General features: G+C 43.7%; 29 protein-coding genes. 9 read left to right on the top strand and 20 right to left on the bottom strand.

Annotated elements, in window-relative coordinates; all coding sequences use genetic code 11:
* Position 1 precedes the first annotated feature (1 nt).
* A complete protein-coding gene (locus EV210_RS06605) occupies positions 2–2539 on the top strand; it encodes a PEP/pyruvate-binding domain-containing protein (protein ID WP_132077469.1) in 2538 nt (845 codons plus the stop codon).
* A gap of 247 nt (positions 2540–2786) precedes the next feature.
* Here EV210_RS06605 and EV210_RS06600 read toward each other — a convergent pair whose 3' ends face one another.
* Both EV210_RS06600 and EV210_RS06595 read right to left on the bottom strand, forming a co-directional pair.
* On the bottom strand, positions 2787–3641 hold the full coding sequence (locus EV210_RS06600; RefSeq protein WP_132078259.1) for an NAD-dependent epimerase/dehydratase family protein: 855 nt from the start codon (positions 3639–3641) through the stop codon (positions 2787–2789).
* A gap of 340 nt (positions 3642–3981) precedes the next feature.
* Complete coding sequence (locus EV210_RS06595; RefSeq protein ID WP_132077466.1) at positions 3982–4569, bottom strand: DJ-1/PfpI family protein; 588 nt, start codon at positions 4567–4569, stop codon at positions 3982–3984.
* Positions 4570–4876: 307 nt separating this feature from the next.
* On the opposite strand from EV210_RS06595, the gene EV210_RS06590 reads away from it, so the two are divergent.
* A complete protein-coding gene (locus tag EV210_RS06590; RefSeq protein WP_132077463.1) occupies positions 4877–5227 on the top strand; it encodes a GIY-YIG nuclease family protein in 351 nt (116 codons plus the stop codon).
* Position 5228: 1 nt separating this feature from the next.
* Positions 5229–5501 (top strand): DUF2087 domain-containing protein, encoded by a 273-nt coding sequence (locus EV210_RS06585; RefSeq protein WP_132077460.1) that lies wholly within the window; start codon positions 5229–5231, stop codon positions 5499–5501.
* Between the two features lie 98 nt (positions 5502–5599).
* Here the strand turns inward: EV210_RS06585 and EV210_RS06580 are convergent, their stop codons facing one another.
* The 8 genes from EV210_RS06580 to EV210_RS06550 form a co-directional block, all read right to left on the bottom strand.
* Complete coding sequence (locus tag EV210_RS06580) at positions 5600–6385, bottom strand: amidohydrolase family protein (protein ID WP_132077457.1); 786 nt, start codon at positions 6383–6385, stop codon at positions 5600–5602.
* Complete coding sequence (locus EV210_RS06575) at positions 6375–6776, bottom strand: MerR family transcriptional regulator (RefSeq protein WP_132077454.1); 402 nt, start codon at positions 6774–6776, stop codon at positions 6375–6377. Before EV210_RS06575 ends, EV210_RS06580 begins: the two co-directional genes overlap by 11 nt.
* 317 nt (positions 6777–7093) lie before the next feature.
* A complete protein-coding gene (locus EV210_RS06570; RefSeq protein ID WP_207900673.1) occupies positions 7094–7576 on the bottom strand; it encodes a DinB family protein in 483 nt (160 codons plus the stop codon).
* Entirely contained in the window at positions 7557–7775 is a 219-nt protein-coding gene (locus tag EV210_RS22855; protein ID WP_207900672.1) for a hypothetical protein, read from the bottom strand. Before EV210_RS22855 ends, EV210_RS06570 begins: the two co-directional genes overlap by 20 nt.
* A 51-nt stretch (positions 7776–7826) precedes the next feature.
* Positions 7827–8357: a flavodoxin domain-containing protein gene (locus EV210_RS06565; RefSeq protein ID WP_132077451.1), complete on the bottom strand. Its 531-nt coding sequence runs from the start codon at positions 8355–8357 to the stop codon at positions 7827–7829.
* A 1-nt stretch (position 8358) separates the two neighbouring features.
* Positions 8359–8964, bottom strand: a complete 606-nt coding sequence (locus tag EV210_RS06560; protein ID WP_132077448.1) for a DJ-1/PfpI family protein — start codon at positions 8962–8964, stop codon at positions 8359–8361.
* A gap of 149 nt (positions 8965–9113) precedes the next feature.
* Positions 9114–9389 (bottom strand): thioredoxin domain-containing protein, encoded by a 276-nt coding sequence (locus EV210_RS06555; RefSeq protein ID WP_132077445.1) that lies wholly within the window; start codon positions 9387–9389, stop codon positions 9114–9116.
* Positions 9390–9466: 77 nt separating this feature from the next.
* On the bottom strand, positions 9467–10099 hold the full coding sequence (locus EV210_RS06550) for a class I SAM-dependent methyltransferase (RefSeq protein WP_132077442.1): 633 nt from the start codon (positions 10097–10099) through the stop codon (positions 9467–9469).
* A gap of 380 nt (positions 10100–10479) precedes the next feature.
* On the opposite strand from EV210_RS06550, the gene EV210_RS06545 reads away from it, so the two are divergent.
* Together EV210_RS06545 and EV210_RS06540 are read left to right on the top strand one after the other, a co-directional pair.
* Complete coding sequence (locus EV210_RS06545; protein WP_132077439.1) at positions 10480–10755, top strand: CD3324 family protein; 276 nt, start codon at positions 10480–10482, stop codon at positions 10753–10755.
* A 134-nt stretch (positions 10756–10889) separates the two neighbouring features.
* Positions 10890–11615 (top strand): SAM-dependent methyltransferase, encoded by a 726-nt coding sequence (locus tag EV210_RS06540; RefSeq protein ID WP_132077436.1) that lies wholly within the window; start codon positions 10890–10892, stop codon positions 11613–11615.
* Between the two features lie 138 nt (positions 11616–11753).
* Here EV210_RS06540 and EV210_RS06535 read toward each other — a convergent pair whose 3' ends face one another.
* The 10 genes from EV210_RS06535 to EV210_RS23030 all read right to left on the bottom strand — a co-directional run bounded on the left by EV210_RS06535 (position 11754) and on the right by EV210_RS23030 (position 20831).
* On the bottom strand, positions 11754–12380 hold the full coding sequence (locus EV210_RS06535; RefSeq protein WP_132077433.1) for an HXXEE domain-containing protein: 627 nt from the start codon (positions 12378–12380) through the stop codon (positions 11754–11756).
* 115 nt (positions 12381–12495) lie between these two features.
* Positions 12496–12936 (bottom strand): MarR family winged helix-turn-helix transcriptional regulator, encoded by a 441-nt coding sequence (locus tag EV210_RS06530; RefSeq protein WP_132077430.1) that lies wholly within the window; start codon positions 12934–12936, stop codon positions 12496–12498.
* Between the two features lie 163 nt (positions 12937–13099).
* Complete coding sequence (gene citF, locus EV210_RS06525) at positions 13100–14641, bottom strand: citrate lyase subunit alpha (RefSeq protein WP_132078256.1); 1542 nt, start codon at positions 14639–14641, stop codon at positions 13100–13102.
* Complete coding sequence (locus tag EV210_RS06520; RefSeq protein WP_132077427.1) at positions 14641–15513, bottom strand: HpcH/HpaI aldolase/citrate lyase family protein; 873 nt, start codon at positions 15511–15513, stop codon at positions 14641–14643. Before EV210_RS06520 ends, citF begins: the two co-directional genes overlap by 1 nt.
* A complete protein-coding gene (gene citD, locus EV210_RS06515) occupies positions 15504–15800 on the bottom strand; it encodes a citrate lyase acyl carrier protein (protein ID WP_132077424.1) in 297 nt (98 codons plus the stop codon). Before citD ends, EV210_RS06520 begins: the two co-directional genes overlap by 10 nt.
* A 20-nt stretch (positions 15801–15820) precedes the next feature.
* Positions 15821–17137: a 2-hydroxycarboxylate transporter family protein gene (locus EV210_RS06510; RefSeq protein ID WP_132077421.1), complete on the bottom strand. Its 1317-nt coding sequence runs from the start codon at positions 17135–17137 to the stop codon at positions 15821–15823.
* Positions 17138–17310: 173 nt separating this feature from the next.
* On the bottom strand, positions 17311–17979 hold the full coding sequence (locus tag EV210_RS06505) for a response regulator (RefSeq protein ID WP_132077418.1): 669 nt from the start codon (positions 17977–17979) through the stop codon (positions 17311–17313).
* The gene (gene dcuS / locus EV210_RS06500) at positions 17957–19576 is read right to left on the bottom strand and encodes a DcuS/MalK family sensor histidine kinase (protein WP_243650459.1); all 1620 of its coding nucleotides are present in this window, start codon (positions 19574–19576) and stop codon (positions 17957–17959) included. Before dcuS ends, EV210_RS06505 begins: the two co-directional genes overlap by 23 nt.
* A gap of 305 nt (positions 19577–19881) precedes the next feature.
* A complete protein-coding gene (locus EV210_RS23035; RefSeq protein WP_243650458.1) occupies positions 19882–20199 on the bottom strand; it encodes an MFS transporter in 318 nt (105 codons plus the stop codon).
* Positions 20160–20831, bottom strand: a complete 672-nt coding sequence (locus tag EV210_RS23030) for an MFS transporter (protein ID WP_243650457.1) — start codon at positions 20829–20831, stop codon at positions 20160–20162. Before EV210_RS23030 ends, EV210_RS23035 begins: the two co-directional genes overlap by 40 nt.
* A 411-nt stretch (positions 20832–21242) precedes the next feature.
* Here EV210_RS23030 and EV210_RS06490 point away from each other — a divergent pair, with 411 nt between their 5' ends.
* From EV210_RS06490 to EV210_RS06475, 4 genes are all read left to right on the top strand, one after another.
* On the top strand, positions 21243–21797 hold the full coding sequence (locus tag EV210_RS06490; RefSeq protein WP_132077415.1) for a TetR/AcrR family transcriptional regulator: 555 nt from the start codon (positions 21243–21245) through the stop codon (positions 21795–21797).
* Between the two features lie 187 nt (positions 21798–21984).
* Complete coding sequence (locus EV210_RS06485; protein WP_132077412.1) at positions 21985–23010, top strand: HlyD family secretion protein; 1026 nt, start codon at positions 21985–21987, stop codon at positions 23008–23010.
* The gene (locus EV210_RS06480) at positions 23010–24173 is read left to right on the top strand and encodes an ABC transporter permease (protein WP_132077410.1); all 1164 of its coding nucleotides are present in this window, start codon (positions 23010–23012) and stop codon (positions 24171–24173) included. Before EV210_RS06485 ends, EV210_RS06480 begins: the two co-directional genes overlap by 1 nt.
* Positions 24170–25342: an ABC transporter permease gene (locus EV210_RS06475; RefSeq protein WP_132077407.1), complete on the top strand. Its 1173-nt coding sequence runs from the start codon at positions 24170–24172 to the stop codon at positions 25340–25342. Before EV210_RS06480 ends, EV210_RS06475 begins: the two co-directional genes overlap by 4 nt.
* The last annotated feature ends 69 nt before the right edge of the window (positions 25343–25411 follow it).

Raw genomic sequence — 25411 nt, 5'->3', positions numbered from 1 at the left:
TATGTCAAAGTATACAAATAATTTAAAGAGATTAAATAAAGACTCTTTATCAATTGCAGGCGGCAAGGGTGCTAATCTAGGGGTGTTAATCCAGGCGGGGCTTCCCGTTCCACCTGGATTCGTCATCACAGCAGCAGCTTATCGCAAGCACCTGGAAGCTGCAAATCTAAAAGAGCTGATAGAAGCCAAACTGGAGAACATTGCTGAGAATGATATTGCTGCTATAACTGAGGCCAGTCAATGCATTTCTACCTGGATTGAAGAGTCTCCTATGCCTAGTGAGGTGCAGGAAGACGTAAAAAGGGCATACGCTGGTTTTTCTCAAGAACTGAGCAGCCGCTCCGATGTATTGGTTGCAGTCCGTTCGAGCGCTACAGCCGAAGATTTACCTTCTGCATCTTTTGCGGGACAGCATGAAACCTATCTCGGTATTTGCGGAATCGACGGGATCATTAGGTATATAAAAAAGTGTTGGGCCAGCCTCTGGTCGTCGCAGGCCATATCCTATCGCATTAGCATGGGTTTTGAACATCTCAAGGTAGACTTGGCTGTTGTTATCCAATTAATGATCGATGCTGAGGCTGCCGGGGTCATGTTCACGGCAAATCCGGTCAATGGCAGACAGGATGAAATGCTGATTAGCGCCGGATACGGGTTGGGAGAATCGATTGTAAGCGGACAAATAACACCAGATACATTCATCTTATCAAAATCCGGAAGCGTCAAGGAACAAATTTTAGGTTCCAAAGAAATAAGCATTTTGCTAAGCAAAAACGGCACGGTGTTAGAAGAAGTTCCCATGAAAAAGCGGCAAGAATACTGCCTTGGCAACCGTGAGTTTCAGCAATTGACAGACCTTGCTAAAGCGGTCGAACAGCATTACGGATGCCCAATGGACACAGAGTGGGCTCTTTCCCAAGGGCAAATCTATATGCTGCAAGCCCGACCAATCACCACTGCGTTATCCGACTCTGAAGCTACGGATATTTTAGGCCCTGATGATCCAATCATTTTCCAGGGTAAAAAAGCTCCTTGGGGCTTGCAAAGCGCTATGGAACATTGTTCAGAACCTCCGACACCCTTGGATTTCGCTTATATTTGTTCCTGTTATCAAGGCTTTGATCGTTATTTGCACAACGAGGTCGGCTTTAGTCTGCCTAAGAGTCCGATGAGACCTATTGAAAGAGAGAGTGGCTGTGTTGCTATTGATCTTCAACAAGCAGAATTCTCCCCTGCTATGCTATGTAAAATACCAAAATTACTCATTAGAGAATACACCATGGACATCCGGCTTTTTTGGCAATCCTTATCTAGCGAAATAGATTTGTGGATTAAAAAAACGGATGATGCGGGAAAGACTACAACGGATGCAGTCAAACTAGCAAAGCTGATGGAACAGGCAGTAGCCGAAATGGGCGTTCTTTTTCAAAAAAGGATATCTGACTTCGTACCGAATATCGTTATCGACTTAAAATTTGACTATTTAATCAAAAAAGCGGTAGGAAAAAAGCGGAAAGAAGAAGTGAAAGAAAACCTCCTTAAAGCATTGCCTTTTCGAACTGCTCTGCAGAATAAAGCATTGGTAAAAGTTGCACATGCAGCAGCTTTGTATGGAAAAGACAGCTCTGAATTTAAAAATGAATTTGATGCATTTTTAGCAGAATACGGCGACAGACCTTCGGCAAGTATGGCTCCTACCCTATCAGCCTATACATGGCGAGAAAAGCCGGAAGTCATTTATGACCTCATTGATTCATTAGTGAGTGACAACGAACTGTTCAATTCCGAGGCAAGCTTTAAAAAGCAAGAACTTGCCCTTGAAGAGGCAAAGAATGAAATCAAGAACGTGCTAAGTAAAAAACAATATGACAACTTCCTTACAATCCTTGATTTAGCCAGAGAAGGAGTGATCATACGGGAAGAAGGTTTGTTTTATATAGAAAAGCTCACATCCTGTGTGCGCAGATTAAGTTTAAAACTTGGAACTATGCTTGAAGAAAAGGGCATCCTAAGCGAAGCGAATGATATATTCTTTCTTTTCCTGGAAGAATTAGAGCCTGTTGCAGCGGGACAATTAGATCTAAAAGGAAAGATTGCCAAAAGGCAAAGTGCTTATAAAAAGGTCTATGCTGCCCATGAAAAAGGTATTCACTGGATGATATCCACCGGATCGTTTCCTGTATTTAATAAAAAAGAAAAGCAAACGAAAAGTATTGGTGATCCAAACGAAATTAAGGGAATTTCTGCAAGTCGTGGAGTGTATGAAGGTCCAGTCTGCATCGTAAGAGGACCATCTGAATTTCATAAATTAAAAAAGGGAGATATTCTTGTGTCACCCTATACCGCTCCAGTTTGGACGCCACTTTTTAGGTTAGCCTCCGCAGTAGTCACTGAAATCGGAAGTGCAGGTTCCCATGCTGCAATTGTCTCACGGGAATATGGCCTGCCCTGCGTAGTAGATATACCGGGCATCACAACTAGATTAAAAGATGGCCAAATGGTACGTGTAGATGGCACCAAAGGAATAATAACTGTCTAGATGGACGGCGGGGACGAGCAACATCCTTCCATGTATTAAAACTTCAGGTATTTCACTATCTAGAGTAAATACAAAATACCCATTATATCCAAATTTCTACTCAGTGCGCTTAATGAACTCATATCTGGCGCTGAGCAATCTAACTTTTCCTGGATTAAAATACTCCTGCTATATTTATACAAATATAGCAAGAGTATTTTTAAAGCAATTATACTAATTCCTGAATACATATTAGTTTTGTACTACACTACAATGCTGCCATATCCCTTGCCACATAAACGGAGGGATATTGTGGTTGGAAATTCAACTCTTTTTTAATACGCGCTGTATCTACTGTCAATTCCCATAGGTTAGACATTAGCCACCCATCTTTAGTAGGAACTTGCTCCGGTCCCCCTTGTAGTTTATATAATTCACCTATAGTAATCGGATTATCATCTGCAACATTGTATATACGACTGCTAACAGAGGGTGTACTGGCAGCAAGCAGTAGTGCTTGACTGACATCAGCATGATGAACCATAGATAGTTTCTTTAAAGGGTTCCAGTTAATCATATAAGGCAAAGTTTCTTCAATGTGTGGATCATGATCACCATAAACAAATGCCAGCCTCAGAATGCGAATATCGAGTCCTTGTTCACGATATAGTTGCAGTAAGGCTTCTTCTGCTGCAATTTTTGTTTTGGGATATACCTCTTTCGCCGGTACAAGAACATCGTCTTCTCGGCAGGGTCTATCTACATCCAAGTCACGATATACATTGCTGGTGCTGGTAAAAACAAATCTGGTGACGCCTGCCTCAAGCGCTGCTCTCGCTAAGGTAATCGTTGCATCCAGGTTCAACGACCGAGCGATCTTCTCACTCACACCACCACGAAATTGAGCGGCTGCATGCACTACAGCATCAACACCCCGGATGGCTTCCGTTAGATTCAGATTATCCAATAGATCACCTAAGACCACTTCTGCCCCTTGTTCTTTCAATGCGGATGCGCGCTCAGCATTTCTTACTAGAATACGAACGGCATGGCCTTGTTTCAATAAATAGGGTACGAGGCGACTCCCAACCTTGCCTGTTGCGCCTGTCACAAATATCTTCATCACGCAATTCACCCCAATCTAGCTAGTTTTGTTGTCAGTTATTTTTATGTTATATTACTAATATAGCAAGATGAAAAGAATTTAACCACATGGTGGTTGTCCTAAGGGACGCGGGGACGTTCCTTTTTTGTCCACTTTTTAGATACAAGGGGACGGTTCTCTTGTATCCTGAAGAATAACATTAGTAAATATGGTCTTCGAAATTGATCCGTCACCAATGCGAGATAGGCCTTGCGAAATATGGGATAATAAAAAATGATGCCAGCTTTTTTAAAAAGTCGGCATCATTTTTATGCAGTAGGACAAATGAAGACTCCGCTTTGACGGCTGCTACTTTTGTTCAAAAGTTTTTCCAATCTCCATACTCCATATAAGCCGCTGCTTTATTGGCAACTTCTTTGCCAAACAACTTTGCCACTACGTAAAGTGAAAGCTCAATCCCCGCAGAAATACCAGCAGAAGTTAATATTTTTCCATTATCAACAAATTTCACATTTTCTTCAATCATTGCACTTGGAACAATCATTCTCATATCAGCGATCACTTCGTGGTGAGTAGTAATTTTTAAATTATCCAGCAATCCTATTTTCCCAAGTAATCTTGTGCCGGAACAAACTGACATTGTAATTTGCGAATGAGTATATTGCTCTTTCAGCCACTGTAAAACCGTTTCTTTAGTCATTTCAATCTTGGTTCCATTTCCTCCAGGTACAACAAGGACATCTATCTGTGGATGATTCTTAAAATCATAATCCGGCATGACTTTTAGTCCATTTACTGATCGAATCCCCGCTCCATCTTCAGTAATGGTAAAAACGTTAAACAATGGATTATCCTGTAATTCTGTAGCAACCGAAAAAACTTCATATGGGCCAGCAAAATCCAGCAATTCTACATCATTAAAAAGAAAAATTCCAATATTCAACATTGAAAAACACCTCTCCCGTATATTTGAGCTTCACTAATCTTACTAGTATTAATCAACAATTATTCAATCTTTCTGCCGCATTTCTTTTGTTCCGATTATGTACCACCTTTCATCTTTTGTTGGCATTGGCTAACTTGCTTTTGGTGATATAAAGTTGGCATCATTTTTTATGCAGCCGTGTTATACCCCGCTACCTCTACGGAGCGTTTATTGAAGTATAGCTAAAGTTTCGCTACAGTTATACACAGGGGAAGTCCTAATGAACATTAGTGACAAAGTTAATTCTAAAAAGGGTGGTGCTTAAGCGATGAACAAGCTATCAAAAAAAGATTTGAAAGAGCAGTACAAAAATAGAGTGATCATCGGCGGGGTATATTGCGTGGAATGCAGCGCTGCCGGTAACCGTTGGCTACGCGCAACAACAGATATGCAAGGGGCAAAAAATCGTTTCGCCTTCTCCGTATCAACGAATTCTTGCCCTGAGACGTGTATGATGGAAGCATGGAAACAGTTTGGCGCAACTGCATTTTCCTTCACAATACTGGAAGAGCTAGAAAAGAAAGAAATTCAAACAGCGCAGGAGTTTTCAGATGATGTAAATACTTTGCTGGAACTTTGGACTGAAAAACAAAATAGCAACCAGAAAGGAGCGATTTAAATTGGAACAGAAAATTAATATAACGAGATTTCTTGATAATTACGGCAAAATCACACAGTTACCTCAAAAGCACAAAATTAGAGTTGCGACACTCCGCTATTTAGTAGAGAAATTTGAATCAAACCGCAACTATACTGAAAAAGAGGTAAATGAGATATGCAGCGAATGGCATACTTTTGGAGATTATTTTTTACTAAGACGAGAGCTTATTGATAACGGGTTATTATGCCGCGAGTTAAACTGCTCTCGTTATTGGAAACCAAAAAATGATTAGGAAAGTTGACAAAGGGGGACGTTCCTTTTTTGTCAACTTTTTGTTTAATACTTCGCGTATACCGTGAGATTTTAAAAGCATGAATACTTTTATTTCTATTAGATCCGTAGAAGCCTCGCTATGTTCTCCCCAAAAACCTGATCGAAAACATAGCGGTCTGCTATCAATTTTTCAATAATCATTTTTGCGATTGATGGCGAAGCATACGGAGCGTCTGAACTAAAAAAGGTCCTTTCAGGCAATTCCCGAATGACAAAGGAAGGGCCTATTGTCGTAGGGGCGGCAGATAGATCTAAATACGTATTGGGGATTTCTTTGACCGCTTTTAGTGTATCGAGCCAATATATACCGCCCATATGTCCCAAGATTGTCGGGACTTGCGGATAACGCTTTGCTAACGTTAGTAACACCTTAATATCACTGCTATTTAAAGGAAAAAAAGTATGCACCCATAATGGCAGATTATCAAACTCCTGAGCGGCACGAAATAACTCCTCCAGCTTCTCCACCTGGCCCGATCCAGGTGTTAACTCCCCTATCCCCCGGAACTTATTGGCTATTATATACCGCTCGATCCACTCCAGGTTTTCTGAATAAGATAATCCAAGCGGGATTGATCCAAAGCCAATATATCGTTCAGGGTTTGCCTGGATTACTCCGGCAAGCTCTTCAATAGCCCGAATCCTTTCCTGCAGGGGATTTTTTACTCCGTTTAAAATATCATATAGAAAATTCAATTCTGTTTCAAACGCCTGCAGCGTGGTGGCTGTCTCTGGGTGTATCGTAGTAGTAAAAAGAACGGTCAGATCAATCCCAGCCTCATCCATCCATTGTATTTGCCGCTCTGGTGGGAGTACGACATGAGCATGACTGTCAATAATCATCGGTAGACGGCCTCCTAATGTCCTGATTTTGCGACTCCATCGACTGCTCAAAATCCTCTATTCTTTGCTGCAACCGCCCCCTGATAAAATGCAGCAGATTTATTTGCTCATCGATTTGGCGCAATTTCGTTTGATACAATTGATAAGCTTCCTGACATAAGGGACGATCACTGTGTTGCAAAGTGGGACAAGCAATAATTTCGGCAATATTGTCAGTCGTAAGCCCCAAGCTAAGATAGAACTGGATGGTTTTTACCCGCGAAATTGCATCATCATCATATTCACGGTAGCCATTCGGCAAACGTCCTGCCGTCAGCAGCCCTTTTGCTTCGTAGTGCCTTATTGAGCGTATACTCGCACCTGTTTTACGTGATAATTCTCTAATTAACACAGGATAAACTCCTTTCCATCTTTCTCTGGCTTCATTATAAACTATGACACTTATGTTACAGTCAAGAATTATTATATTGGCTTAAAATCAACTGATTATTTCTTAAAAGCAAAACACTCCTCATTCTGATAAGATATGTTCTCATTAACCGGGGGAAGAATAGCTGACCTCCTGTTATGTATCTTGAGAAAAAAATAAAACTCTATCAACGACACTGATTTACTTTCCAATTAAAGCCCGTTAATATAGCAGAAGAACAGACATAATTATGTCTGTTCTTTTTATGGAGCCAATGCCACCTAAGACGGTAAGCAGGCTTATTGCAGTTGGCATTTCTTTTTAAGATGCATAGCGGCATTAAGATGTACCATTTGATGCCGGGTCACGGGCATAAGCAAAATTCCTGCCACATTTTTTCTGCCCCAAAAGTCAATTAACCAATTGGCGCCCACAACATTTAAAACAGCACCTTCATCTAAAATTCTTTGCAGCCGGTCAGATTTAATCTTGCCTTTTAAGTCTGCTGGCTGAAGGCTAGTAATGATTTCACGTGTCGTCCTGCCAACTGCGATTCTGTATTGACGCAGTTCTTGCATACTCAACCTGGAACTTAAGTCAATTATTTCTTCATCCGTCATCGAATTACCCGTATCACAGACTGTCACACCGAGCTTTTCCAGCCAGTTTCCTTTATAGATGATCTGCGTCTCATTGGCAACTAAGATATTCATCGTTATATCTTCTATTCTCGTGATATGCCATAAACACCAGGCAATCGTTTCATCTTTTATCGTCGGCATCGTACAAAGTATCTTTGTGCAAACCCTCCCATAATTCATCTTCAAAAGTGACTACATTTGACTGTGACATTTCAGAAGTATGAACCATAGCATGCTGCTCTAAGCATAGATGAATAGCCTCGGGAAATTTATCGGCCTTTACGAAAATATCCCTCAGTCGCTTTTGGTTGAATCCCCATAGCGCTTTTTTATCATCCACTTAAACCTGCCTCCAATATAAGATTACTAGCACACTGCTAAAGACAATAAATTAGCACGAATTCGCCCAATCTACCAGCGGTTTTATATATTCTTTTTTAGTGAAGTCGGCAGGGTTGTGATAAGCCGCCAACATGCCCTTTTCATCGGAAGTCAATTCATGCTGTTTTTTCATTTTTAGTTTTACCCAAAGAATCGTCATAAGAAGCTTGTCCAAGAGTTTTAGTTTGCTGAAATCAAAACCGCCCCTAAGATAAAAGAATTTGATCTGTTCCTGTTCTTGGGGAGTAAAGTTTTTATCCCGCACTTCTTTTATCGTTTCTTCCCGGTAAGGCGTTGCGCCGGCAGCAAAAACAATCACCTTTTTATCTTTAAGCTTAGCGAGATTTTCCTTTAAAAAATTAAGTCCTATAATCCCAACTGCATGTAAGCTGCCACCGTAAATTATAGTATCATAAGAGCACAGCATGGCCGGATTAGCCATTGATACCTCAATCATATCGGCTGATAAATCTTGAGAAATCCATTCGGCATACTTTTTTACAAAACCAGTATTTGATTTATATATCACAAGAGTTTTCATCTTATCGTATTCCCAGGTCCTCTTTCACTTTAAATCCCATTGCATGTTTTACAATGCTCATTTTCTCGTTCGAAGTCAACTTCTCTAAAAGCTTAAAAGCTACACCGGCAGCAGTCTCCGGGCAATACGAGGTAATGATGTTTTGATCCACTACAATTGGCTCATTTACTACCTCAACCTGAAACTCTTTCAACTGTTTTTGGCGAAATGCACCTCCGAGATGATAGGTTGTGGCCTTTCGCCCCCTTAATACTCCGCTCTTCCCCACAGGCAGTGCAGCTACGCAAATGGCTGCAATTATTTTTTGCTGCCTATCAAACTCCCTGATTAGATGTAAAAATCGTTCATCGTAGGCTTCTTCATAAAATCCGAATTCCTCAAACCCGCCTGGAATTGCCAGCGCAGCATAGTCGTCAACGTTTATCTCGTCAATCGTCTTATCAACCAAAATGGGAACGTTAAAAGTACTGATCACTTCTTTTTGAAATCCACATGTGACAACCGGCACATCATACTTATAATCGTGCCTCGCCCATCCCAAAACATCGACAAAAACACTAAACTCCATGGTTTCAAACCCTTTTAACGCGAATAGTAATGTTTTCATTCTATCCTCCTCCGCAAACCTGCTTTGACGGCTGCAACATTGGTCCTATATCACTTTTATATCCTTAATTCCTATATAAAAGAAAAACTCCTGCCATATTCATCCAGAATTTAGCAAGGAGCTTCTTTTACTGTTTATATTCTTGGCAATCAAGAAACGTCATCTGTTTTAATGGCTTCCTCAAATACTTTCCGTACAGCCTCTTTAGTCGTGCCACCCTCAACAATTTTACGTTTTTCGATATAATAAGTTGGCACATAATAATAATCATATTGCTTGGCAACGGCAGGAGCCTTCTCTTCATCAATGAATTCCACTTTAATATCTTTATACTTCGGGTTTTCTTGCTTTACTTCATCAATCCAATCAATCGCTCTTTTACAATGTGGACACCAATCTGTTATCAGTACAGTAACACTTTTCATCCTTCTAGCACCTTCCTTTTATTTGCATTCTTGTCTTCTAACTGTAAAAAACTAACTGATGCCAGCTACTTTCATCCTTAATTATCTTTCTTTAAGTATATTGTATATGCCAGCTTATTTCCAATAAAACCGACTTGCGTAAAACCCATTGATTTGACCAGCTCTAAGATGGTTTGCTTGCTTTGGTAATGGGGATCAAACATAGTTTCTGAAATCGCAAGTATTCCACCGGGCTTTAATGAGTCGTATATTTCTCTGAGCGCAATCGTTCTGTTTGGTATCTCACCAAGAACTGCAGCTAATACTGCTCTATCAGCTTGAAACCCTATAAGCTTTCCTGCGCCCATGGGAACATTCACAACAGTAATATTTTGGATATTCTCCTTCGCTGCCTTTCTTTTAACAATATCCAGCATCTCTTGCTGAATATCAACTGCAATAATTGTCCCTAGCTCACCAACTATCTTTGCCAAAGGTATACTTACCCGGCCTGGCCCACAGCCAATATCAAGTATCGTCATTCCTTCTTCAGCATTAAGTCCGGAAATAATGCTTTTCGACTGACTGCCTCTCGCCAAAGGGTTTTCGAGTTCAACTGCCCAGTAAAGCCATGAAGGACAAGGAATACTTTTATTTCTGGAGAGTACTCTCCAGAAAAACCAAATAAAAAGCAACAAAATAATTATTCCGCTTGCATATAATAGCTGCATCTTTCACCTTCCTAAGTAACCCTAGCATATTCTCATAATCATTCTTATCCGTATCTTTAGCGTCGCCATCTAATGCTATACACACCAGCATTGCATCCCTCCCATATTTTCTAGCTGCTGCTAATTAGCTTATCAGGTCTAAGCCTTCATATACAAATATAGCGAAAAAGCGGCGGCACGGCACGCTTTTCTTTGCAGCTTTTTTGTGGTAAACTGCTGATGAAACATACTATTTATCGTAAAGGAGATATGAGTTTATGTTTAAATATGGTATGTATGATTCGGAGTCGGTGTTATGCGGGGCCAGGGCTATCGCATAACAAACATGCAGTAAGATAGCCTTTGCCCCATCCTAAAACTACAATTTTAGGAGGAGCATAATGGGCTACAAGAACGCCGTTAGTGTAATTCCCGCCGATCTATTAGCAGCAATACAACAATATATTGACGGAGAATATATTTATATTCCCCGAAAGGCAGAGCATAAAAAGCGGTGGGGAGAAGTAAAAAGCAGCAGGCAATATGTTCAGGATCGCAACGAGGTCATTTTTTCCCAGTATCAAAACGGTATCTCGGTTGATGATATCGCTTGTTGTAATTATTTATCACCCAAAACAATCTATAAAATAGTGGCTGCTAAAAAAAACCAATGCTAAAGCGAGAACGACACGGTAAATTTGCCGTGTCGCTTTTTTGTTTCTGAGTTATCTTGCAGGGTGTATGGTAATCCTATAACTATTATACTTGATTTATACCAATAAGCGAAAAGACTTCATGGAGGAAAACCAGTATGTTTACATTTACAAATCAATTTAATTCCAATCAGAATAACATGGAGTTTTTAAAAGCTGCCATGATGGGGCCTAATGCCATGCGGGTAGCCGAAGAATTAGCCTCCTACCTAACCATCAATGAGAATATGCGTATCCTTGACCTTGGCTGCGGGTGCGGTCTTTCCACACTTTTGCTGACACAAAAATACGGTGCAAAAGTTTTCGCCGCCGACTTGTGGATTTCTCCAACTGAAAACTATGAGCGGTTCCAAGCTATCGGGATTGACGATAAAGTAGTGCCGATTTCAGTAGACGCGACCAAAGGCTTGCCTTTCGCAAACAGATATTTCGACCTGTTATTTTCTGTTGATGCTTATCATTATTTCGGTGATACAGTTCAGATGCTCCCGTCGCTCATTCCTTTTGTGAAAAAAGGGGGGTATATCGCGGTGGCTATTCCCGGCTTAACATACGAGTTCGGGAAAAATGTCCCCGAGGAAATGCAGCCATTTTGGAATAGCGAGATAGAAAGAACCCTGCACTCTCTTGCTTGGTGGAAAGATCTGTGGAACAAGGCCGAGGGCATTGAACTAGTAGACAGCCGCGAGATGTCCTGCTGCAGCCAGGCGTGGAAAGAATGGCTGACCGCATATCATCCCATTGTCGCGGAGGACATCAAAATGATGAAAGCTGAGGGCGGAAAGTATTTTAATCTGATTCAGTTGATTGCTAAAGTGATTTGATAGCTGACACCTAAAACAGCAGGCGGCAAAATTGTTTTTTTTATCCGGCTGGCAAGCAGCCTCCGCCGGACGGATTGCCTATTGCAGAAACTAATAAACTGACGCAGTTAGTCTGCGTCAGTTTATTAGTTTCTAGCTTTACCGTGAACGATAAGGCCCTAGTTGTTTTTGGCTAAAACGGAAAATGGACTTCTCATTTTTCATCCATAAGTTACCTTTCACAATTAATACATAGGTAGCTGCAATAAAATAGGCAATTCCCAGTATCCAATCATACGTTGTTACTAATTTGTGAGCCGTAATATAATGAATATACCAGCCCCCTACCGGCACATGCAACAAGATTACAGCAGCGAGACCAGGATTATAAATCCCCTTTATTTTTGAATTGGCAAATACACCATGCCATAGCAATTGGAAAAACCCCATAAATATTGGTGCTAATCCCAACCATATTTGATTGGGAAAAATAACCGGAAGCAAATAAAAACCATAGGCAATTAATAGATTAATGACCATTGCAGAGTGGCTGTTTAATGGATACTGCTCCGGATTGGCGCTTTTAAATATGATGATATTAAAAACACCGGGGAAATATCCTGGCCAGCGATACTCCTCAAACTGATGAAAAAGAATTGCAACAAAACTCAGCCATAAAATCACTTGGAGTTCTGGCATATGTTGATGATAAAAAAGTAAAATAACACATACTCCTACCCCTATAATACCACCAATATCTTGCCAATACTGCCTTACATAATTCATAACCTTACACCTCTCTTATTCACTTATTCTCATCATCAACGTACTACCTACAGTAATTGTACCGCCCATATAATTGTCATTGACAACTATATGCGTAAAAAATAAAGCAAATGTTTTAACTGTCCCGACTATGCGATTGGATATTACTGTGCATTCTATGCAATAAAACCTTCAGACTTTTTACTTCTTGTTCGTCCATGTTCTCAACTAACCATTCATTAATTTTATCAGCGAGGGGAATAATCTCTTTTTTTATTTCTGCGCCTTGTTGTGTTAGATAAATGAATATCGACCGCTTGTCAACCTTACTTTCTTCCTTAAAAATTAAGCCATTTTCCGCTAACCGGTCGATCAGTCTCGTCGTATAGGGCTTATCCCTAAGTGATACCAAAGATAAATCAGTTGGTGAAATTCCTTCCTTTTCCGAAAGCTGAGCAAGCAACACCCATTGCTCAAGAGTAATCCCATATTTTTTCAACTCTTTTAGAAATAGGTTTTTCATTTTTGAATATGTTCTACTAAGAATAAAACTAATAGCATCATTTAGAATATACATCGTTTTCACCTTCTCAAATTTAATTGTCATTGACAATTAAATAATATGATAAGTTTGTTTAAAAGTCAATAGCTGTGTCCCTTATCGCTAAACCGAAATAGGCTCACAACCTGTAAAGGTGCGAGCCTATTTTGGCAATCTCCTGACGCTTCGGGTCTTAGTACTAGTCGTTTACTTGCCGTACAACATCGATAATGGTTCCATCCCGGTATTCGACTACGGCCACAATCCGCTCCCTGGTCTTGATGGGCTTGGGAACACCTGCCATTTTTTCTGCTTTGCGCTTAAGATCATGAATATCTTCCACCAGCAATCCGGCCGCCAATAGTTTTTCAGCTAAATCCGTCCGCAGCGGATTCACGGCTATTCCTCGTTCCGTTACCAATACGTCTACCGTTTCACCGGGTGTCGTAGCAGTCAGAACTTTGTCCCTGACAGTCGGCAGGCGCCCTCTCAGTAGATTGGCAACAATGAGCGTTAGCTTGGCACCTGCCGCCGCATCGCTGTGCCCGCCCGATCCACCCATGATTACTCCGTTGGAGCCGGTAGTGACATTAACATTAAAATCTGTATCAATTTCAGTTGCCCCAAGAAAAACGGTATCAAGTTTGTTTACAATACAGCCGGAATTAAAAGGATTAGCATAAACACCAGCACTGACTTCAATGTGATTTGGATTGGTCCCAATCGAGCGGACCGCCTCTAAATCAAACCCTTGCACATCGGTAATTTTACGCAGTAACCCCCGATTGAGCATATCAACCAGATAGCTTGTAATCCCCCCCATGGCAAAACTAGCCGTTACGCCTTGCTGTTCCATCATTTTCCCAATATAATGAGCCGTGGCCAGCGAGGCCCCACCTGCTCCCGTCTGGAAGGACAAGCCTTCTTTTATTAATCCGGCTGCTTTTATAACCTGGGCTGCCGTTTGCGCTATTTTTAACCCTACGGGGTCTTTTGTTACTTTGGTACTGCCCGAAACTATGCCCGCAGGATCACCAATGACGTCTACAGCTACTACATAGTCCACCCTGGTCTGCGATATGGAGGCAGGTGATAGCGGATATTCACAAAGGTAGTCCGTTACCGCTACTACATGGTCGGCGTATTCGGCATCAGGTATTGCATAGCCAAGCGATCCACAAGCCGTGGGGCCCATTGTTCCATTGATATTACCATAATCATCGGCGGCAGGCGCCGCTATAAAGGCAACATCAATCTTAAGCTGGCCGCACTCAATAGCGCGGGCGCGCCCGCCGTGTGTTCTCATGATTACAGGCCGGCTGAGTATCCCGTGGGAAACAGCCTCGGCAACCGGCCCTGACATATAGTTTGTGTCAAGTCCGGTGACAACTCCATTTTTAATGTGCTCTAGTAAAGGTGCATGCACCGGAAATACTGAGCTGACAGCAATATTCAGGTTCTTGATACCAAGTTTAGCCGCCGTCGCCAGTACCAGATTCAGTACTCCATCACCATTACGGAAGTGGTGATGAAAAGATAAGGTCATGCCGTCTTTTACCGGAATGCGGCGAAAGACTTCCTCCAGGCCGCCAACCAGCTTGCTGTCAGAAGGTGTGCGCATCTTAACAGCAGGCGCCCGGCGAAGCATATTAGGGAGCGTTTGAAAGGCGCCGGTAAATAGTCTTATATCCCCATATCCTTCGACATAGCCCGGCACTGTGCGGCCAATTCCATTTTGCATCATTCCCGTCCTCCTTCCAGACCCAGTGCCTGAGCCAGTTGTAGGAGTCTTTCCGCCCGGTCAACAATGGGCTTATCGATCATTTTTCCGTCCAATGCAATTGCTCCGGCCCCTTGCTCTTCTGCTTCCCGTATAGCTGCAACCACCCGGTGAGCCCATTGAATCTCGGCAGCACTCGGACTAAAGCCGGCGTGAATGGCATCCACCTGCCGGGGATTAATCACGAGCTTTCCCTTGAAACCTACTTTTTTCGCAAAAGCGATATCTGCCGCGAGCCCCTCTTCATCAAGGACATCCGTAAAAGGGGTATCAATTGCCTGAACTCCGGCAGCAGCCGCAGCGTTTACCAAAATGGCTCGTGCAGTGAAGATTTCCTGCCCGTCCCCGGTTCGCGAAGTACCAAGACCAGCCGTGTAATCTTCCGCGCCCAGCGCCACCGCGACAACACGCGGATGAGCTGCGGCAATCGAATAACAATTTACAATCCCGAGTGGCGTTTCAATAAGGGCGATAATTTTCACCGGCTGCTGGCCGCTGTTCTCACTTGCTTCAATCCAGCGTACGACCTGGTGAATATCTGCAGCACAGTTGACCTTGGGAACAAGCAGCGTGTCCGGATGGCAAGGAACTACGGCCGCCACATCCTCCTGGGCCGAAATATCAATAGGGTTGATACGCACTACCTTCTCGCAACTGCCAAAGTCAGTCATCTTTAAGGCATGGCATACCAGCAAGCGGGCCGCATCTTTCTCATGTGGCGCAACTGCATCCTCCAGATCGAGGATAACCGAATCAGCACCAAGAATCCCCCCATTTTGCAGCATTCCAGGGTTGTTGCCAGGGATAAACAGCAGTGTTCTTCTCATCTCCATAAGCTTTCCTCCTTTAGCACAACCCCGGCACGGGATAAGGCAGTTAAAATACGTGCTCTTACCGTGCAGTCCAGCGCACCTCTGTCAACGGCCTTTATGTAGATATCGCGGATACCTTGTTCTTTTACCGTATCCTGAATCACTTTTTTAATTTGCTCCCCATACTGGGCGAACACCAGGCTCTGCAGCTCAATTTGTATGCCGCACCCTGTATCACGAGGCTCAACGGTGACAAGAATGTCACTCGATTCTAACGTCCCTGCCAGCGATACTTTTAATTGGCTCATCTTCCTTCCTCCTTGCTTGATTAATTCAACATCCGCATTAATATCGCAGCGATAACGACCATGCAGGCCCCGCCAATTCGGGTTGATATTTGGGCAAAAGGCATCAGTTCCATCCGGTTAGAAGCCGAAAGGATGGCAACATCACCGGTTCCGCCTAACCCGCTATGGCAGGCGGTAACAATAGCAGATTCAATTGGATACATTTTCAGATACTTGGCAATGCAAAAACCGGAGGTGATCATAGCTGCCACCGTAGCGAAGCAAGTTGCAATATATGCCGGCGTAATTGCAGCTATTACGTCTTTCCATGGAGTATACAATACGCCTACACCTACCAGCAGCGGCCAGGTCAAACTGCTGGTAATAAAGCGATATAAATGATAAGCGCCTTGCTCCATCTTGGCAGGCATGATACCAAAAGCTTTGATAAGTGCTGCTGAAAAAATCATAATAATAGGTGCTGGAATAGGAACAAATAAGTTTAGTAACTGTCCAAAGACGAAGAAGCTCATTGCCAGCACCAGCCCTGCTCCCATTAAAGAGAAGTCCACTGGTTTTTCTGTTGACTGAGCAGCCCGGATGAGCTCATCATCACCCGATTTGACAAGTACACCGTTACCGGAAAGTTCCGGACGCCTTTCCGCCAGTCGCCGCAAATAGCCGGCAGCCATAATGGCAAACACGTTGCCAAGCATTGCTGCAGGAACAAGCTGAGGGATAAATTTATCATTAGTCAGTCCGGTAATTTCTGCATAAGCCATTGACAGCGGCAATATTCCTTCCCCAACACCACCGGAAACAATGGGAATCACTACATAAAAAAACGAGCGGTATGCACCGATACCTGTCAGCGTGCCAACGGCTACGCCGGCCGCAATGCAGGCTGCCGTTCCTACCAATAGGGGTACGAACATCCGGAGAAAACCTTGTATCAGGACTACCCGCTGCATCCCCAATATACTGCCGGTTACTAAGCAGGAAATATAGAAGTAAAGGAAATTGGAACCCTTCATAAATGCGGTGATGGCCTTCATAGCAGCCGGATTAATAAGATTGTAAAAAACCATAACAGAGGGAATAAAAATAGATAGTATTGCCGGACCACCGATCTCCTTTAGTACGGGCACCCGCAAGCCGATATCCCCCAGCAGCATACCCATGACCATCATTACGGCTATGCCGCCGATCATGTCTGCCGGGAGTTTCCCATAAACCGACGCCGCAAAGATAATAGCAGCTAAAATAAGATAGATAGGAAGCGGAAGCGGGCCGATTTTAAAGGCCATCAGGGGATGCGTTTCCTTGGTGGAAACAGCGTTTTGGAGTTCTGTTTTCATCGAAATTCTCCTCTTTGCTTAATTTGCTCCTCATCTGCCGGTTTTGAAAATTATGCAGATTAAGGATTTTCTGAATTCAGAATAACCGAAGCTCCAAAATCTTTAACCTTTTTTAAAGTTTTTAAAACTTATTGCAAATAAAAACTGCGGGCAGCAGCCCGCAGTCAATTATTCTATTCAGTTTTACAGGGCACATACCGATTAACCGGTCTGCCTACAGGACCATAAACTAACTCAATCGTTAAACTGCCGTTATCAACCAGATAATCAAGATACTTTCTGAGCGTAACTCTCGAAATACCGGCGTGTTTGGCCATCTCCTCAATTGTAAATGCCCCCGACTTATTAATCAGCCCTTTAATCATCTGCAGCGTATTCTTATCTAACCCTTTTGGCAGGCTGCAGCACGCAGGGCGTTCCAGAAACTGAGTATCAATATCACGCTGGCATACAAGCTCCCGACTGTGAATGGCATCTACCCGGGCTTTATATTTTTGTAAAGCCATTGCCAGCCGTTCAAATTCGAATGGTTTGATTAAGTAATCTACTGCTCCAAGACGTAATGCCTGCTTTACACTATCAGTATCCCTCGCGGCCGTCACCATAATAATATCCACGCCATGCCCAACTTCTCTTATTTTGGCAAGCAGCTCCAAGCCATTTAGTCCTGGCATAAAAATATCCACTAAAACTAAATCAATGCCGCCAAACGCCAGCATTTCAAGTGCTTGTTGATAGCTGCCAGCAATCCCTTTCGTCTTGAATCCCTCAATTTTTGCCAGATAACGACGGTTAAGATCGGCGACCATGGGATCATCTTCAACAATAAGTACCTGAATCATATTCTTCTCCTTCTTGCCCGGCAGGAATGATTACAACAACCTCCGTACCAGTAGTGGATGTTTTGAATTCTATCTGGCCATTTAGCCTTTGTATGCTGTTATTTACCAAATACAGGCCAAAGCCACGGTTCTCGGATTTTGTAGAGAAACCCTTTTGGAAAATATGGGCCTTTACATCGGGCTCCAGGCCGGGACCGCTGTCGAAGACCTGAATAGTAATCGCGGCATGATCGGCCCGTATACTTAAGGACACCTTCTTTTCACCGGCAGCCTGAACCGCTTCCAGTGAATTATCAATAAGGTTTCCTAAAATGGTGACTAATTCATGATTAACAACCGCTGCGGGCTCGGACAGCATACAGGTATTCTCTTCAACTGTCATCGAGACGCCCATTTCTCTTGATTTACTGAGTTTGCTCAGCACAAGACCTGCTACAACCGGATTCTTAATTCGCTTGCTTATAAAGGACACTTCTGCTTCCTGGTCGTCGGCGATACGTTTAATGTAGTTCGTAAGCTGATCATAGCTCTCCAGTCGTACTAGCCCCAGAATAACATGCAGCTTATTCATAAATTCATGGGCCTGTGAACGTAAAGCTTCTACATAAACTCTTACGCCAGTTAGCTCCTCTGCTAGCTGGTTAATTTCTGTTTTATCCCGGAACGTAGCAATCGCACCAACAATTTTACCATTAACCAGGATTGGTACCCTGTTGGTAATAATGTGGATACCATTTAAGTCTTGTTCTTTATGCAGCTCCGGCAGGCCCGTCTTTAAAATACGGGTTAACTCGCTATTCGGTACAAAGCTATCGATTTCCCGGCCAATGGGGTTACCGGTAGTCCCACCGGCAGAAAGCATAGCAATTGCCGCCTCATTAACCAAAGTAATTTTTCCTGACAAATCAACTGCCAGAATACCTTCCTTTACCGAGTGCAGCATAGCATTTTGTTCTTCCAGCAGCTTCGCTATGCCCGCCGGCTCAAGCCCGAACAAGGTTTGCTTCACACTGCGGGCCAGCAAAATAGCTCCCGCGATCCCAATTGCCATTCCCAGCAGCATCGTAATAAAAATCCGTTTACGATTCTCATCCACCGCGTGCTCAATGTCGTCCACACGGATACCTACGACTACACCCCCTACCTGTTGTCCATGATAGTTTATTGGTGCAAAGGCTCGGAGCGAGGGCCCAACCGTTCCGGTGGCAAAAGAAAGGTACTCCTCACCTCTGAGCACCGCCTCTTCATCACCACCGATAATGTGGGTACCTAACAGCGTTTCGTCAGGGTGGGATTTGCGAATTCCCTGCATATCAAAAACAACAACAATCGCCGATTCGGTAAGACTTCGTATGGAGTCAGCATAAACTTGAATATCACTTTCCTTGCGCACACCGGCTAACCCTTCGGCAACAACATTCGAATGCGCAATAGTACGGGCTATATATAATACCGTTCGTCCCATTTGTTCCGTTATGTTTTCCGCAACACTCTTAGAAATGAGCCAATTGGTAGCCAAGAGCGCCAGTAACACGACACTGCAAACGAGGAGAACGATTTTTCCTTGTAAATTCAGTGAATAGCGTATAGGAATCACCTCCGTGCCACTTGGGTTTATCCAAACTGTTTAGACTTTTACGGTCATTAGGTTATGAATAAAGCATTTCTGTTACTAGTTATAATTCCTATAAAAATGAAAAGATCCTGCGATATTTATGTAAAATATTGCAGGATCTTTCTTGACTCTTTCTGTTGTTATCCTCGTGGTTATCACTTGAGTGCTTCAGAGTTGGGGCAAGATTCCCCCCAATATTTAACTGGACATCCTCCATTCTCTTATGGCTATTGGCCTCAGCACTCCTTTTCCATTTCGGCTTGTGCGCAGGCATATTGCACTTACTTCTATACCTTTTGGGAGGGCACAAAGATAGTCACCAAAAGTGCTATACCAACGATAACTGCAGTAAAAATATAAGCATCATTTATGCCAAGTATAGAAGCCTGGCTAACAATCTGAGCTTGGGACAGCATATCGCCAGACTGAAGTAATTCATCGCTATGATTTTGTGTTCTTATTGTCATAATCGTTACAGGAAGGGCGGTTCCAATCGAACCGGCTACTTGTCGAACCGTATTGCTAACAGCTGTTCCGTCTGCGTTTAAGTGCTGAGGAAGCGCATTCAATCCCCCAGTATTAATCGGCATCGTAATGAGAGACATGCCAATGCGCAATATGAAAACACACCGACAATTAAACAACTTATCACGATTGTACTTCCCCAGCCTTTGTCGCCGGCGCTGCTAAACCCATAAAGAATTCCCCCGAACCCAAGCGTAGATAGAATAATACTGGTGACATCTAATTGGGGCTTAGACGGTTCCGATACATTTACCAGATATTTCGCTGATAAAACAATTACGCTGACGACCAGCGGAAACATGCCAATAAATATCCATCGCCATGAAAAATGTTCGATAATGAACCCGGCCAGGGTTGGGGCAATGGCTGGCGCGACTATCATTACAAGGCCAATTGTGCCCATTGCGGTTCCACGGCCATTCTCAGGAAATATCGCAAGGATGACTACCATTAATAGCGGCATAATGATACCGGCACCAACAGCTTGAATTAATCGCCCTGTTAATAAAAAAGCAAAGGTGGGTGCAATTGCGTTAATGAAAGTACCCACTAACAATAAGCTCATTGAGCTGATAAATAGCTGCCTAGTAGTAAATCTTTTCATGAAATAAGCCGTTGCAGGAACTATAATACCATTCACCAACATAAAGCCAGTGGATAACCATTGGATAGTTGTTGTAGTAACCTCAAATTGCCTCATCAAATCGGGCAAGGCAACATTTAATATCGTCTGATTTAAAAGCGATAAAAAGGCCCCTAAAATTAAAATGAAAAGGAGTATACCTTTCTGTACCTGTTGATTAGATGGATTCCTGTTCAGCTTTCACAGCCCCTTCACAGTGTAATTTAGTGCTTCAAAGCACAGCTGTCATTTATATCTTTGCCAAAGTCGATTAGCCTGAACCTGAAGCTTAACTGTATAATTTTTCCGGTTCCGCCTATCTTACCAGGACTTTCACAAATACGAACAATTGCCGTCCCTTAAATTCCGGCAGAAATAAAAATGTTCCAACAGTTTCTCCGGCACCTTGGTATTGACACAAGAAAGCAATTGGTATATTATGCACTTGTAAGACGGGTACCAAATCGGTTCTATTCGGTACAAAGCTAATGAGGTGATGATTTGCGCAATCGAATTATTCTGGCAACCGTAGAAGAAATTAATTTACGGGGTTTCAAATTTACAATGAGTGATCTTACTAAACGGCTAAGTATCAGCAAATCATCACTGTATGAACATTTTTCTTCCAAGGATGAATTGATTGCCACCATCCTGGATATGGTTTTACAGGATCTGCGGGAGCAAGAGGAAAAACTATATAATTCCGATTTGCCGGTTGTTGAGAAGTTAAAAGCCGCACTACTGATTTCACCGAAGGCTTTCGAGCCGTTTCATGACCGTGTATATGACGATTTGCGCCTAACCTATCCGGAGGAATGGAAAAAGGTAATCCAATTCCGCCAGGAACGGATGAACCGTCTGTCTGACCTCCTTTCGCAAGGAATGGATGCTGCTATTATCCGGCCGGTGAATATAAAGATCGTTCAGCAAATGATCATCAGCACGATGAATGACTTGAACAGTTACCGTTTTCTCAGTGAAAACAACATGACCTACCCGGATGCCATGTCGGCGATGCTGGATGTAATCATTCAAGGAATTTCCGTAAGAAAGTAATTTAAGAGTTTCGATTGATAAGTACATGCGCTATTGCAGCGCTTTACTTATACCCCGCCAGTACCATAAATACTATTTCAGTACATAAAGGTACAAAATTCTCGCCGATCTCTGTTTTCCAGTACCGGCTCCCTGCGTGAATTTCGATTTCATCTAAGATATCAGGTATTAACAAGGAGGAAAGAACATGTCCCTAATCAGAATCAGGCACAACCGCTCCTGGAACTGGCCCATCTATATCCTATTATCAGTTGTATCGATTTCTATGCTGACCGGCTGTGGAAACAGCATGGCAACTACTGAAATATGGGGCAGGGCTGAAGCCAAGGAGGTCGATATTAACTCAAAAATACCGGGACGTGTCGTCAGCCTGCTCGTAAAAGAAGGCGACAAAGTAAGTCAAGGACAGCTTTTGGCGCGTATCGACAACCGGGATATTGTCGCTCAAGTCAGTCAGGCAAAAGCCAATATCAATGCGTTACAGGCCCAAACAGCCCAGGCAGCTACCGTTACCATACTGCAGGATCAAACGTCCAAAGCCGCCTTGCATACCGCCCAAGCCCAATTAGAAAAAGCCCGGTCCGATTTAGCGTTAGCCGAAAATGATTATAACCGGTACAGTGAGCTGCTGGCGTCGGGTGCCATTTCCAAACAATTATTTGATACGTACCGGACTAAATATCAAGTGGCTCAGGCTGCGTACAGTCAGGCCCAGGCCGGTTTAAAGGCAGCTCAGGCCGGGCTGTTGCAAACCGATGTAAATACGGCCAATGAAGCCACCATGCATAGCAAGGTGGCGCAGGCACAAGCTACCTTGCAGCAGGTGGAGGTATCTCTGGACGAAACAGAAATACGCGCGCCTTTTGACGGTATCATCACCGCCAAGTATATAGAAGAAGGCGCCATGGTATCGCAGGGTATGCCCTTAGTAGCCATCCAGGACCCGTTGGACAACTGGGTCAATTTAAAAGTAAAGGAGACCGACCTTTCCCGCTACTCTGTTCAGCAGCAGGTTAAGGTCCAGGGGCGGGACAGCAATCTTATCTTAGCTGGAACCGTCGTCGATATTAGCAAGAAGGCGGAATTTGCCACCTACCGGGCCACCAACGAACGCGGTGACAATGATATTATTACCTTTAATGTCAAGATCCAGGTCAATTCCGAGAAAATCCGCCCCGGCATGCGCTTCAAATTAATGGACGGTGTCAACTGATGAAACTAAAAGAAGTGCTGCTGCTGGAACTGCGCAGGCTCTTTGCTCCTACAGCCCCCACCGTTTTGCTGCTTATTGGCCTGCCTATTCTGTATACCATCCTGTTTGGCTTCACTTACAGCAACAATGTCGTTAAATATATCCCCACTGTCATCTACGACCAGGATCAGACAACGGTTAGCCGGTCATTAGCTCAGGCGTATATGGACTCAGAACGCTATAAAGTTGTTGCTCAAGTTACTACGCAGGAAGAAATGGAACGCTGGCTCCGGGAAGATAAGGCGTTGGTTGCCGTCTCTATTCCAGCCAGGTTTTCTCAGCAGATCAAACTGGGCATGTCCTCCGAAATTCTGATTGAAACAAACTCGACCAACGTGATGTTTGCCAATGCCGTGATTTCCTCCTGTCAGGAGATTGTACAGACTTTCTCGGCAGCCACCGGCCAGAAATTGCTGGAAGCGCTCAATCAACTGCCGGCTCCGGCACTGCGGACTACCGCTCCGGTTAAATTGGGGATCAGAATTATTAACAACCCGACTACCGCCTACACCAATTTTATGCTGCCTGGTTTAGCAGCCAACGGCTTGCAAATCGCCATCCTGTTGGTGGCAGGCCCGCTTATCGTCCGGGAATACAGCCGGCTTTCCCGCTGGCGGCAGACCTCCGCATCGACGCTTGTCCTCGGCAAGCTGTTACCCGTCTGGGGCTGCGCCACAGCAGCCTTTATCATCTGCCTGGCTATCATGAATTTGGGCTTCGGGGTACCGGTTCGCACAAATGCGCTGAGCCTCCTGCTCCTGGTCAGTGCATTTACCTTTCTCGTCATTAATCTCAGCTTTTTCTTTTCGGCCATTACCAGCAGTGAAGTTGCCGCTCTGCAGGTACCGCTGCTGTATATTATGCCCGGCCTGTTATACAGCGGCCTCAGTTGGCCTTCTTGGGCCATGAATGCTGTGGCGCGATTTTTTTCCTCGCTTATGCCGCTTACTTATATGGCAGATACACTGCGCGATATGTTATTAGCAGGTTATTCCCCATCCCTGTTGTCAAACAGTCTTAGCATGTTTGCCGGAGGGCTCGGCCTCCAGCTAACCACGCTGCTGGTGTTCACCCTTCGCCGGAAAAAGTTTGAGCTGCAACCTACAAAGGAGGTTTCCCCATGAATTGGCGACAGATATGCAAACGGGAAATCGGCCAACTATTTATTACAGACCGCCGGCGAGCCGTTTTCCTGTTCGGTGCATCCCTGGCCTATCTGATTTTATTCAGTCTATTATATAGTACTCACACGATAAAAGCAGTTCCTTTGATTGTCTGCGATGAAGACCAAACGCAATTCAGCCGCACACTGATTCAGAATTTTGACGACTCCGAGCGCTTTCAAATCGTTGACTATGTCTCAACACAGATCGAGATGGAGCAGGCACTGCAGGAAAAAGAAGGCTACGCTGCCGTACATATTCCCAAGAAGTTTGCCCAGGATGCCAAAGCCGGGCGCTCTTCCACAGTTCTTCTAATGGCTGACGGCGCCAATATTCTTATCGCTAATACGGTAACTTCAGCTGCCCAGGAGATTATTGCGGCCTTTTCCCGGGAAACAGGCACCAGGTTAACGGAAACAAACGCCGGTCAAATGCCTGCTATGGCTGAAAACAAGACTGTTCCGGCTGAATTCCGGTTGCGGGTACTTAACAATCCGACGCAAAGCTATCTCTACTTTTTTGTTCTGGGCTTGTCTATGGCCGCTTTTCAACAAGGTATCTTCCTGGCAATCGGTGCCAGCGTCCAGAATGAATACCGGCATCCGGGAGAATTAAGCCAGGCCCACCCGCTAAGCATCATGGCAGGAAAATTATTGCCCTATTGGATTTCAGGCACACTGACCTTTTTTCTTACCATATCAGCCGCCATATACCTTTTTAACATTCCCGGCAGAGCTTCTTTACCCAGTTTATTATTGCTCTCCTCTACTTTTATTTTTGCAGCCGTTTCGCTGGGAGCTTTCCTTGCTTCCCTCTGCCATTCCGAACTGACCTTTACCAGGCTATCCATCGCTTACACCGTTCCGGCCTTTGTATTATCAGGCTATACCTGGCCGCGGGAAGCTATGGATATAGTCGGAACGGTCGTCTCTTATACCTTCCCCTTATCTTATTTTTCCAACACTCTTCGCGAGTTGATGCTTGCCGGCTATTCACCGGTTCTTTACCAAAACAGTATGATTTTATTCCTGATAGGAACCAGCCTCTTCAGTATGACAACCATATGCTGCTCCTACAGAAAAAACCACGATAAACGAACAAAACAAAAAGGGGCTGTCGCACTAAGATAGTTCTGAAAACAAAAAAATGGCACCGGCAGTAGCCGGGAGCCATTTTTTTGTTGTAAAATCAAGTTTGTC

It is taken from the genome of Anaerospora hongkongensis (genome assembly GCF_004339805.1).
GTDB lineage: Bacteria > Bacillota > Negativicutes > Sporomusales > DSM-15969 > Anaerospora > Anaerospora hongkongensis.
Note: the sequence above shows the minus strand (reverse complement) of the source record. Positions and strands in the feature narration are given on the sequence as shown.